11 protein-coding genes are annotated in these 11836 nt (G+C 40.8%); 8 read left to right on the plus strand and 3 right to left on the minus strand.

Annotation, left to right across the window (positions count from 1 at the left end):
- Positions 1-11: 11 nt before the first annotated feature.
- Complete coding sequence (locus GFH32_RS09840) at positions 12-2117, minus strand: HEPN domain-containing protein (protein ID WP_153511448.1); 2106 nt, start codon at positions 2115-2117, stop codon at positions 12-14.
- A 171-nt stretch (positions 2118-2288) separates the two neighbouring features.
- On the opposite strand from GFH32_RS09840, the gene GFH32_RS09845 reads away from it, so the two are divergent.
- The 4 genes from GFH32_RS09845 to GFH32_RS09860 are packed head-to-tail and all read left to right on the plus strand — an operon-like array spanning position 2289 to position 5766.
- The gene (locus GFH32_RS09845; protein ID WP_153511449.1) at positions 2289-3284 is read left to right on the plus strand and encodes a PstS family phosphate ABC transporter substrate-binding protein; all 996 of its coding nucleotides are present in this window, start codon (positions 2289-2291) and stop codon (positions 3282-3284) included.
- Positions 3259-4146 (plus strand): phosphate ABC transporter permease subunit PstC, encoded by an 888-nt coding sequence (pstC, locus tag GFH32_RS09850; protein WP_153511450.1) that lies wholly within the window; start codon positions 3259-3261, stop codon positions 4144-4146. The genes GFH32_RS09845 and pstC overlap by 26 nt, the downstream gene beginning before the upstream one ends.
- A gap of 1 nt (position 4147) precedes the next feature.
- Positions 4148-5002 carry a PstA family ABC transporter permease gene (locus GFH32_RS09855; protein WP_153511451.1) on the plus strand — a complete coding sequence of 285 codons (855 nt, stop codon included), beginning with the start codon at positions 4148-4150 and terminating at the stop codon, positions 5000-5002.
- Entirely contained in the window at positions 4957-5766 is an 810-nt protein-coding gene (locus GFH32_RS09860; protein ID WP_153511452.1) for a phosphate ABC transporter ATP-binding protein, read from the plus strand. The genes GFH32_RS09855 and GFH32_RS09860 overlap by 46 nt, the downstream gene beginning before the upstream one ends.
- A gap of 70 nt (positions 5767-5836) precedes the next feature.
- On the opposite strand, the gene GFH32_RS09865 is transcribed toward GFH32_RS09860, so the two are convergent.
- A complete protein-coding gene (locus tag GFH32_RS09865) occupies positions 5837-7333 on the minus strand; it encodes a dicarboxylate/amino acid:cation symporter (RefSeq protein WP_153511453.1) in 1497 nt (498 codons plus the stop codon).
- Between the two features lie 543 nt (positions 7334-7876).
- Here GFH32_RS09865 and GFH32_RS09870 point away from each other — a divergent pair.
- Positions 7877-8953, plus strand: coding sequence for an IS110 family RNA-guided transposase (locus GFH32_RS09870; protein ID WP_228384104.1), 1077 nt, complete (start codon positions 7877-7879; stop codon positions 8951-8953).
- A gap of 306 nt (positions 8954-9259) precedes the next feature.
- Here the strand turns inward: GFH32_RS09870 and GFH32_RS09875 are convergent, their stop codons facing one another.
- Entirely contained in the window at positions 9260-9610 is a 351-nt protein-coding gene (locus GFH32_RS09875; RefSeq protein WP_153511454.1) for a 4Fe-4S dicluster domain-containing protein, read from the minus strand.
- Between the two features lie 160 nt (positions 9611-9770).
- Between GFH32_RS09875 and GFH32_RS09880 the strand changes: the two genes are divergently transcribed.
- The 3 genes from GFH32_RS09880 to GFH32_RS09890 are packed head-to-tail and all read left to right on the plus strand — an operon-like array spanning position 9771 to position 11734.
- On the plus strand, positions 9771-10784 hold the full coding sequence (locus GFH32_RS09880) for an acyl-CoA reductase (RefSeq protein ID WP_153511455.1): 1014 nt from the start codon (positions 9771-9773) through the stop codon (positions 10782-10784).
- Between the two features lie 59 nt (positions 10785-10843).
- Entirely contained in the window at positions 10844-11047 is a 204-nt protein-coding gene (locus GFH32_RS09885) for a fructose-6-phosphate aldolase (protein WP_153511456.1), read from the plus strand.
- 6 nt (positions 11048-11053) lie between these two features.
- Positions 11054-11734, plus strand: a complete 681-nt coding sequence (locus GFH32_RS09890; RefSeq protein WP_153511457.1) for a cell division ATP-binding protein FtsE — start codon at positions 11054-11056, stop codon at positions 11732-11734.
- Positions 11735-11836: the final 102 nt, after the last annotated feature.

Here is an 11836-nt window from a genome sequence, read left to right on the forward strand (position 1 = left end):
CCCCTCCCTAATTATTGATTTACCGATTTTAGTTCTTCACGACGTTCAGCACCTTCTAAACTAAATGCAGTCGCTTGGATTAAAAAAGTCTCGGCGAATTCCTTCGACGGTTCGTATTTATTGATTTGCAACACGCGATCAGCGAAGCTTGTCGGGAAAGTAAATAATCCTTCATTCACATAATGATTATCAAATTCCTGAATCACGCCAGATTGCGTAGATGAATTAATGCCTTTATCCAACAATAAAGCTTTTGCGGTCCATACAAATGAACTGTATGCATGATAGATTGAATCCGCATATTGTCCGTTCTCTAAAGCTAAACGCGCTAAGTCCAATTTCTCTTCAGCTTCCAATAATAAAGTTGCTACAAGGTCAATCACAACACCAGCACATTCACCAACACCAATTGCTGTCGCAAAGGTCTCTTCATGCCCCCAGTCGATATGCTCATCTGCCGTTAAAGTTGTTAAATCCGCAAGCGGCTTTAATAAGCGGTAGAAATAGTCTTTTGTTTGTTGATCATAATAGTCATGGAAGTTCTGATCAGCCGTCTTATTCGCCTTAAAATCAGTAAAAAGAACATCGACTACTTGTAACACGCGTTTTGTAGGAACTTTAATCACACGCTCAGCCACACGACCCTTACCGTCTCCGATCGTTCCGCCTGCTAACATCACTTGCGCCGCTGGAACAACTGCTCCACCCGCTTTTACTGAGCTACCATGGAACCCGATATGTGCCAAACCATGCTGACCACATGAGTTCATACATCCTGATATCTTAATCTTCAACTGTTGTTCGAATACAAAATCCGTATGGAATTCATGGATATAGTTTTCCAATACTCGCGCCATTTCCGTTGAGTTGGAAATACCAAGATTACAGGTATCCGTACCAGGACAAGTGGTGATATCTGCTGTACTGTTATGTCCAGGTTTTGAAAAACCTAAAGAATCTAACACATTGTAAATATGAGCGATCGACTCTTCTCTCACGTATTTGAACAGTAAATTCTGATCTTGAGTAATACGAATATCGTCAGCAATATGACCACGCAAGCCTTCAACTAAAACTCTCGCTTTTTCGGTAGCAATATCACCTGTTTGAATATTCGCGTATACACCGTAGAAGCCAGCTTGCTTTTGTTCAAAGACATTCGTCTGTTTCCAGATTTCAAAAGCAACAGCATTTATAGGTTCTTCAGGAAGCACATCCGCAGTCGGCGCTGCCGGTTGTTGAATCAGGTTACGATCAACGATTACCTTCTTGGTTTTAATCGCAATCTTCTCTTCTTCAATTAATGCTAATACAGATTCTAAACCAAGTTTTTGAATCAAATATTTGAAACGAGCCTTATTACGGTTATTTCTTTCGCCATGGCGATCAAAGACACGAAGTGTAGCTTCGATATACGGTATGAAGTCATCTTCACCCAAGAAATCAAAGATCTCATAAGCTAAAATTGGTTGAGCGCCAAGACCACCACCTAACATCACTTTAAAACCGCGTTGCTCGACGTTATCAACGATTTTTACTTTGGGAATAAAACCAAAGTCATGGATATATGAAAATGCAGAATCCTTCTCACTTGAAGAGAAAGACATCTTAATTTTACGGCCCATTTCTGCACAAACAGGATTTCGCAGAAAGTATTCAAATGTTTTCTGTGCATAAGGCGAAACATCGAACAACTCGTCTGGATCGATACCCGCAGTCGCTGAAGCCGTCACATTACGAACGGTATTTCCACAAGCCTCGCGCAAGGTAATATCATCCTCTGCTAATTTTGCCCATAATTCAGGCGTTTTATCGAGGCTCACAAAGTGAATCTGAATATCTTGACGTGTTGTTAAATGCAGGTTCTTGCTCGCATACTCATCGGAGATATCCGCAATCTTTAGCAATTGTTTAAAAGTAACTTTCCCAAAAGGTAATTTAATGCGCACCATCTGCACTCCAGGCTGACGCTGACCATAAACTCCCCTTGCCAATCTTAATGAGCGAAACTTTTCATCAGGGATCTCCCCTTTCCGATAACTCCTAATCTTTCTCTCCAGCTCGATTATCTCTTGTTCTACGACTGGATTCTCTAATTCCGTGCGAAAACTCTGCATGTTACAACTCTCTTAGTATTATAAATAATTCAATATACCCGATCTTATTTTATTGTATTGTTAAGATTCAATGGACAAATGTATAAATTTTCTGTATAAATAATATATAATATCTAGTGATTTAGTATATATTTGTAGAAATATTACAAATACAAAGCATAACACAAGTCCATGAAACAAGGTAAATCCGTATTATTCAGTCTTTTAGCTATACTTTCTTTGCAAGGTTGTGCGCCAAAGGTTTCTGAAGGGTACGATGCAGAGCGCGGATATATTGGTAATATTTCAATTTCTGGAGCCTTTGCGCTCTATCCATTAGCTGTATTATGGAGTGAGGATTTCAAAAAAGAGAATCCCGATGTACGCTTCAACATTTCGGCAGGTGGCGCGGGAAAAGGAATCGCAGACGTGTTAACAAATATGGTAGATATCGGTTTGGTATCACGCGATTTACACCCGCAGGAATTAGAGAAAGGTGCATTTCCAATTCTCGTAGCGAATGATGCTGTGATTGGAACCATCAATACAGAGCACCCAAACTTTAAGTTAATTCGAGAGCGTGGTCTTACGCAGGACGAGCTTAAAGGTATTTTCCTCGGCGGGAAGTACAAGTTATGGTCGGATATAGATCCCCGCTTTGTGAAGAAATCAATAGAAGTCTATGTCCGTTCGGATGCTGCCGGTGCAGCAGAAACTTGGGCTAAGTTCTTTAAATCAAACCAAGAAGACCTGAAAGGTATCGGGATATTTGGCGACCCTGGACTTGCGCAAGCCATTAAAGATAATGAACTCGCTATAGGTTTCAATAATATCAACTATGTCTACGATCTAAAGACAAAGAAAACAAGCGCGAACATTGCGGCCTTGCCGATAGATCTTAATAAGAACGGTAAAATTGATGCGGATGAGAACTTTTACGACAATATCGATCAACTAACGTCGGCAGTAGCGCAACAAAAATATCCATCACCTCCCGCACGTGAGCTGATGTTTGTAGTACGAAACGATAAACAAACCAAACTCTTAAAAGCATTTATTGAGTTTGTATTGGAAGAAAAACAACAAGCCTACCTATTAGAAAATGGCTATGTTCCCTTGGAGAAAAATATAATTGCAGAACAACTACAAAAATTAAGTAGCAGTGATAAACAGATTAGTAAAAGATAAAATAGCGCAGAGGCTATCGCAGGGCTTATTGGGGATTACTAGCTTAGTCATTGTACTGATTGTCGTTGGCTTAGTATGGAAAGCCTTACCACTATTGTCGGAGTTTTCCATTGGATCCATTCTGACAGAAAGTGTGTGGGCACCTTTAAAAGGAAAATTCGGCTTTCTATCTTTTATTTTGGGAACCATATGGGTGACGTTATTGTCCCTCATTATCGCTGTTCCCCTATGTATTCTCGCGTCGGTCTACCTTGTAGAATACGCTTCTGATCGTTTACGCAATATGGTATTGCCTTTGGTCAATGTGCTCGCGGCAATCCCACCTGTACTTTACGGTGTTTGGGGCGTACTATTCGTTGTTCCGTTATTAGGCACCTATATAGCGCCAATATTTGGCATCAGCAGCACCGGTTACTCAGTATTCGCTGGCGGAATAGTCTTGGCGGTAATGATCTTTCCAATTATGGTGAGCATCATGGTAGAAGTGTTGAATACAATTCCCTATGAACTACGCGCCGTATCGTTAAGTTTAGGAGCTACTCGTTGGGAAACCATCAAACATGTGATTCTTAAAAAGGCAAAGCCTGGCATCTTTGCTGCCGTTGTTCTTGCGATTTCTAGAGCATTCGGAGAAACTGTCGCCGTCTTAATGGTCTGCGGTAATATTCCCCAGATCCCGAAATCTATATTCGACGCAGGCTATCCTATTCCTGCACTGATTGCAAATAACTTCGGCGAAATGATGTCAATACCATTATACGACTCGGCTTTAATGTTCGCCGCATTACTACTATTCGTAATCATTTTCGGATTTAACTTGATATCCCGATTGATCTTAAACAAACTGGAGGCAAAATATTAATATGAGAAGTGTTAAATCAAGATTATTGCAGGAAAAAATAGCGAAGTTGCTGATGCAGTTGTCGGGAATTATTATCACCGGCTCGCTATTCTTTATTGTCGGCACCATTCTATATAAGGGCTTACCATACCTTAGCTGGGATATGATCAGTAAAGTCCCTCAAGGCGGATTCTATATCGGAAAAGAAGGCGGTATTCTCAATGCTATTCTAGGGTCACTATACCTAGCATCGGCATCGACCTTGCTAGCAACCCTAATTGGGATTCCCATTGCACTATACTTGAATATCTACGTCAAGAAAGGCTCTTCCTTAGCGCGCAGTGCTAAGTTATTGTTCGATGTTTTGTTCGGGATTCCATCCATTGTTTATGGCGCAATAGCCTTCAGTATCATGGTATTCCTGGGTATTAGAGCCTCACTATTGGGTGGTATAATTACGATTACTCTGTTAACTATCCCTATCGTAGTCAGAACCTTAGACGAACTGATCTCTACTATTCCTCAAGATCTAAGACATGTTACGGCATCACTTGGCGCAACGCGCTGGGAAACTGCACGTGTCATGATAAAATATATTAAACCCGGACTCTTTACAGCGATTCTATTGGCTTTTGGTCGTGCAATCGGTGATGTTGCAGGCGTCTTATTGACAACTGGATTTAGTGACAATCTGCCTAAATACATTGATGAACCTACAGCAACCCTGCCATTAGCCATCTTTTTTCAGCTGAGTAGTCCTATTCCAGAAGTTCAAGGCCGTGCTTATGCCTCTGCCTTAGTTTTAACAAGTATTATCTTAATTATCGTTTTATGCTCACATATCCTAGCGTCGAAGCAGAAAAAGCACAAGATCTAAGCTCCATTGTACTGCCCAAGATTCAAATTAAAGATTTGAATGTAACAGTCGATGGTAAACAGATTTTGAAAAATATTAGTTTAGACATCCCCAATAACTCGATTACTTCGATTATCGGGCCTTCGGGATGTGGCAAAACGACCTTATTGAAAACCTTAAATAGGCTTCTCGACGACCAGAAAGATGTAGAAGTTAGCGGATCGGTCTTAGTAAACAATGAGGATATCTATGCACCAGGTGCTGAAGTAACGCATATCCGCAAGAAAATGGGACTGCTGTCGCAAAAACCATTTCCCTTACCGATGTCTATCTTCGACAATATAGCCTACGGTCCAAAGATTCATGGCATACGCGATAAAAAGACCTTACGTGCGATTGTGGAGCAGCAACTAGTCAATGTCGGACTATGGGAAGAAGTGAAAGATCGTTTAGACTCGTCTGCGACACGCTTATCAATTGGACAACAACAACGCCTATGTCTTGCGCGTGGGCTCGCTGTAGAGCCTGAAATTATCCTTGGTGACGAATCTACTTCCGCATTGGATCCGATATCGACACAAACCATCGAAAACCTACTCGTGCAGCTTAAAGAAGACTATACAATTGTGCTGGTTACTCATATTCTACGTCAAGCGAGACGCGTATCCGACTATATTCTCTTTTTATACAATGGGGAGATTGTTGAGTTTGGAAAAACAGATGATATTTTGCTGAACCCGCAGAATGAAATTACCAAACAATATGTCAAGGGCTACATATCTTAATTTGCGCAATTAATAATTCATATATTCAAAACGAAGGGGATGTTCTATTGAACATCCCCTCTCTATTTTGTTATACTTTTGTTTCGCCTTCCGGTCCCTCTTCGATGACCTCTGCGATTTCTTTAATGCCATCTTCATCCGAGTCCGTCCTGAATGGGGCGGCCTCGTCAAATTCACCCTCCCATTTAGCGACCACGACAGTTGCCAAACAGTTACCTATCACATTTACCGACGTTCTCGCCATATCCATTAACTCATCGATACCCAATATAGCAGCGATCACGAATACCGGCAATCCGAATTGATCTGCCGTAGCAATTAAGACGATTAAGGAAGCACGAGGTACGGCTGCTACACCTTTTGACGTAATCATCAAGGTGAAGGCAATTGCTAATTGCTGACCAAAAGACAAGTGTATACCTGCTGCCTGCGCAACAAATATGGAGGCCAATGATAAATAAAGTGATGTTCCATCCAAGTTAAAGCTATATCCAGTTGGAATAACGAAAGATACAATACGACGTGGTACACCGAATTTCTCCATCGCACTCATCGCTTTTGGAAGCGCTGCATCTGAGCTTGTTGTTGCAAAAGCAATAGAAACAGGTTCTTTAATAGCGTTCACAAACTGTTTCACCGGAATTTTTAAGTATAATGCAACCGGTAATAACACTAATAATAAGAACAAAATCAATGCTAAATACAATGTCGCTAGGAGCATAAATAAGTTCTTGAGGATATCGACGCCGAGGTGCCCGACCGTATAAGCCATCGCCGCTCCCACACCAATAGGTGCAAAGAGCATCACCAAGTTCGTGAACTTAAACATCGCCTCCGAGAGACTCTCTGTAAAGTCTACCAGCGGCTTTCGCTTCTTCTCTTCGACCATCGCCAATCCAATACCAAAAATGACCGCAAACACAACGATTTGCAATACCTTATTCTCATAGATTGATTTCACAATGTTCTCTGGGAAGGTATCTCTAAAGAATGTAGAGAACTTAAATAACCAATGTGCACTCTCATCAATATGATCCAATGCGACTTGATCCGCATCGCTAATTGCTGAGGTCTTTGGCAGTTCCTCATGTGGCATATGCTCGATATCGATTCCTACACCAGCTCTTGTTAAGTTAATCGCGCCTAATCCAATGAAAATAGCACAAGTTGTTGCTAAAAAGAAATACAACATTGACTTCCAGGCCATACGACCCACCTGCTTCAAATCGGAATGACCTGCGATACCAAATACCAAGGTTGAGAATAAAATTGGACCAACTATCGTCTTCACCAATTTAATAAAGCCTTGACTTAGCGGCTGTAATGCACGCGCCGCATTGGGCAAATCCAAACCAATGAATATACCGAGGATCATACAGGTTAAGATCCATGTTGTTAGGTTTCTACGCACCAAGGCGTTAAGCACTAATACGGCAGCAGTAACCCAACGTACAACGACCATTACGGTATTCGGAATAGCAACAAGATCGAATTCGTAGAGTAAGGTAATTATAGAGGCTAATGCAATCGTGATTAGTAGAATATATCCCGTTGTTTTCTTAGACATGTATTTAATTTAGGGGTTATTTTTTCCGTTATTTGAAGTTTACTGACCGACAAAAATAAAAAAAATGGCGTGTTTAGCAAATAAATTAAGCAAATGAGCGATGTATAGCGACAACATCAGTCCCGATTTCTACGCTTTCCAAGGCCATCTATTGAAGCCCCGAATCTAAAACGATTCTTACTGCCAGTTTTATGCAATTTGCAGCCCTTAAGCCTTCTATCTACACTATTTTTTTAGCTTGATGCACGCAACAGTGAGTGAAACGGCAACGCTTTCAAACAAAACGTTCATGATACATCGGGTATCACCAACAGCCATGAAAGTCACGGGCTCATAGTCCCAATAGGCATTTAGCCAAAACGGTATCTTAGTACCAATAAATATAAGACCTATGGCTGTCAGCGGATTACCCTTTATTCTTGACCGTGGTTGTGGACTGGATGTCCACAAAGACACAGTAGTTGCTACCATTAAAGGTAGTGATTTTGATACAGAGACAAAAACCTTCTTAACTTTTACGGATGACTTGTACAATTTAGTGGAATGGCTCCAGGCCCATTCCATTACACAGGTTGCCATGGAAGCACTGGGGTTTACTGGCGACCGGTTTACGCGGTTCTGGAAGACTATTTTCACATCCTACTGGTCAATGCCCGGCATATCAAAAATGTTCCGGGACAGAAGACCGACAAGAAGGATAGCGAATGGATCACTAAACTGCTTCTTTCCGGTTTACTGAAGGGGAGCTTCATCCCACCACAACATATCCGGGAGCTCAGGGAACTTTTCCGACATAGACGTAAGCTTATCGCTATGCGGACCGCAGAAAAGAACCGGTTACAGAACATCCTTGAATCCGCCAACATCAAACTGAGGAGCGTAGTCAGCGACGTATTTGGGGTAAGCGCCATGGAAATGGTCCGGGCCATGGCCAAAGGTCAACTCGATCCTTTGCTATTGGCAAGCATGGCCAAGGGTTCGCTGGTCAAGAAACACGCAGAGCTACTTAAGGCACTTACTGGCAAGATCACGGATCATCACCGCTTCATGTTGAACCTAATACTGCAATCCATCGATCATATCAATCTACAAATAGCACAATCAGAGGCTCAGATGGAACAGTACGCAAGGATCATGCACAAGGAGCTGGAACTACTGGAATCTATCCCTGGAGTATCTTCCAGGGTGGCACTGGGAATCGTTTCAGAAATCGGTACGGACATGGCTCAATTTGCAACACATCAGAACCTTTCTTCATGGGCTGGGGTTTGCCCAGGCAACAATGAGAGTGCAGGAAAGAAGTACTCCTCGAAAATAACACGTGGAAACAAGTATCTCAAGACGACGCTCGTGGAGGCAGCATGGGTGGCCTCTAGATCCAAGGCAAATCCATTACTTGCGGTCAAGCATCATCAAATCGCTGCACGACGAAGAGGTCAGAAGAAGGCTACAATAGCCATCGCACATAAGATCTTGATTGCAGCATACCATGTCCTGAGGGACAATGAAGCCTATCAATTGCATCCACAGGATAAGAAAATACTTGAAAATAGACGACTTAAAAGAATTGACAGATTACAGAAACAATTGAGTACCCTTAAAAACACGTCTTACAAATAAAAGATCGACCTTTTTTTGGTGGTTAGACTCCCCGGAAATAAAACTGATATCAGACGTTAAGAACCAACAGTTGATGCCTTTAGAGCTCGTAGAAAAAATTATACTCTTGTTTTTATTAATCAAGTCATTTCATCATAAATAATAATACACAAGAAACAGAAACAAAATTATCCGGACAAAAAGAATAGACCCTTGAATAATCACTGGTCTAACATTTTATTGGATTACTAAAAAAAACAATAATAACTTTCAGAAAAAAAAGAGCCTGTCGATTGACAGGCTCTTTTTTCGTATATATTTTGATGCTTATTCAGCGTGTAACCAAGCTTTCTTCGCTAGTAACTCATCGTTCGATTCACGAACGTCTTCATCATCCACACAACAATCTACTGGACATACTGCCGCACATTGTGGTTCGTCATGGAATCCAACACATTCTGTACACTTATCCGAAACAATATAATAAACCTCGTTAGAAACTGCTTCTTGAGACTCATTAGCGTCCAATGTAACACCGTCGCCAAAATCAATAACGCCATCCAACGCTGTACCGTCCGAGAACTTCCAAGTTACACCCGCATCATAAATTGCGTTGTTTGGGCATTCTGGTTCGCAAGCCCCACAATTTATACATTCATCAGTAATTTTAATTGCCATTTATGTCCTTACAATAAAATAATAAACTAATTTTGCACTTGTCAAAGGTAACATTAAAATTATACTACATAAAAATAAAGTATATCAATTTAATAGTTATTGACTTTGATGTGGCAAATATAAGAGAAAAATAATAGAGAATTATTCTAAATAGTAAGTTTTGATACAAGAACAACGCATTCAAGCATTCAGTAAGTTAGGAACCTTTTTGAGCTCAAACGATGAATCCATTCAATCGATTTTAGAACTTGCCGAACGTCGGAACCCTTGGTACAGTAAATCCTTTGTACAACAACAATTTCTAGCCTTTGGAAAGCAGCTAAATCAAGAAAATCTAACCAAATGGCTCGCCAATAGTCCCGATACTGAAAGTGAAAAGGTTGTTGGTCTCGTACTTGCCGGTAATCTTCCCCTAGTTGGCTTTCATGATATCCTATCGGTATTAATTAGTGGTTTCAAAGCGCAAATTAAGACATCATCTGATGATGCTGGACTAACACAATTTGTATTAGACAAGCTCGTCGAAATAGAGCCCGCCTTTGCTGCACGTTTTACGATAGTTGATATATTAAGAGATTACGATTTGGTTATTGCAACTGGAAGCAATAATTCTGCGCGCTATTTTGAACACTATTTTGGAAAGAAACCCCATATCATCCGCAAGAATAGAAATTCCATTGCTGTATTAAATGGTGAGGAAACAAACGAGCAATTAATGAAATTGGGACATGACATTTTTGATTTCTATGGCTTAGGCTGTCGTTCGGTATCCAAGATTTATATTCCCGAAGATTACGATATCGCGCGTTTCTTTGAATCCATTGAATCCTTCAACTGGATACAGAACCATCATAAATACAATAATAACTACGACTTTAACAAATCCATCTACCTGATCAATAAGAATCAGCACTATGACAATGGCTTCTTATTGTTGAAGGAAGATGAAAGCATGACCTCTCCCCTGGCCGTTGTTCACTATGAACGGTATCGGGACATCTTCGTAGTTGAGGCCTACCTTAACCGTCAATCCGAGAACATACAGTGCGTAAGTTCCGAAATTGCTTTAGCCATCGAATCGCCTGTCTTTCCAATGGGTTCTAGTCAGGCACCCGCTTTGGATGATTATGCCGATCAGGTGAATACTTTAGAATTTCTAAAAGCGAACCAATAAAAGGTAAATTGTAGCGTTAATATAACTGTGTATTAATAAAAAATTATAATTTTGTTTACATGTATGTTATCAAAGTAAAGGGAGTTGCGAAGATCCCCGATTATGTTCAATTGCGGGATGACGCATTTACGCTGTTAGCATACTTTCGAGTAGATCGACCCGATAAATCCCTGGATAAAATTGGCTTAGCTGATAAACTGGATTATATCATGGATATAGTTCGAGAATTGCCATTTGGGCAGATAAAAAAAATTGACTTATAGAAAGACATGAGAGAAAATACGGTTATAAAACTTAAGAACGTAGATATATATCAACAAAAGCACCTGGTTCTATCGAACGTTAATTTAGATATTGCGCAAGGTGAATTCCTATACTTAATCGGTCAATCTGGTTCTGGTAAGAGTAGTTTATTGAAAATCATCTACGGTGACTTGTATATCGCAAACGGCGAAGGCATGATCGCCGGCTTCGACCTCAAGAAGCTTCATGAGAATGATGTGCCTTTCTTACGTAGAAAATTAGGGATCGTATTCCAAGATTTCCACTTGTTGAACGACCGTACAGTCGAGAAAAATCTAGAATTTGCACTTCGTGCAACAGGATGGAAAGAGAAAGGATTAATTGAGAACCGTATGCTCGACGTTTTAGAGAAAGTTGGTTTACGTTCGAAATTAAAGAAAATGCCACATGAGCTTTCCGGTGGTGAGCAGCAACGTGTTGTTATTGCTCGTGCCTTATTAAATAATCCAGAGATTATCCTTGCCGATGAGCCTACTGGAAACTTAGACCCTGCAACTTCTGAAGAAATTGTCTTGTTATTACGCGATATCGCTTCCTCGGGAACCGCGGTATTGATGGCAACGCATGACTATCAAATTATTAAGAATATGCCCGCACGTATCCTCCGCACGGCGGACGGCGCCCTGCATGACAATGTTAGCATCTAAAAACTGACATTAATCTGAAAAATCCGACATTTTGCAAGTGCCCTTCTAGGAAACACTGACAGGCTGTCGGATTTTTTTTGTTGGCAATAAAATTGATTATAC

The organism is Sphingobacteruim zhuxiongii (assembly GCF_009557615.1).
Lineage (GTDB): Bacteria > Bacteroidota > Bacteroidia > Sphingobacteriales > Sphingobacteriaceae > Sphingobacterium > Sphingobacterium zhuxiongii.

Bases quoted from the DNA above. Each gene is read 5' to 3' on its own strand.
- GFH32_RS09845 (WP_153511449.1), top strand. From the start codon at position 2,289: ATGAAACAAGGTAAATCCGTATTATTCAGTCTTTTAGCTATACTTTCT.
- GFH32_RS09860 (WP_153511452.1), top strand. From the start codon at position 4,957: ATGCTCACATATCCTAGCGTCGAAGCAGAAAAAGCACAAGATCTAAGC.
- GFH32_RS09870 (WP_228384104.1), top strand. From the start codon at position 7,877: ATGGCTCCAGGCCCATTCCATTACACAGGTTGCCATGGAAGCACTGGG.
- GFH32_RS09865 (WP_153511453.1), bottom strand. From the start codon at position 7,333: ATGTCTAAGAAAACAACGGGATATATTCTACTAATCACGATTGCATTA.
- GFH32_RS09890 (WP_153511457.1), top strand. From the start codon at position 11,054: ATGAGAGAAAATACGGTTATAAAACTTAAGAACGTAGATATATATCAA.
- GFH32_RS09840 (WP_153511448.1), bottom strand. From the start codon at position 2,117: ATGCAGAGTTTTCGCACGGAATTAGAGAATCCAGTCGTAGAACAAGAG.
- GFH32_RS09885 (WP_153511456.1), top strand. From the start codon at position 10,844: ATGTATGTTATCAAAGTAAAGGGAGTTGCGAAGATCCCCGATTATGTT.
- GFH32_RS09875 (WP_153511454.1), bottom strand. From the start codon at position 9,610: ATGGCAATTAAAATTACTGATGAATGTATAAATTGTGGGGCTTGCGAA.
- GFH32_RS09855 (WP_153511451.1), top strand. From the start codon at position 4,148: ATGAGAAGTGTTAAATCAAGATTATTGCAGGAAAAAATAGCGAAGTTG.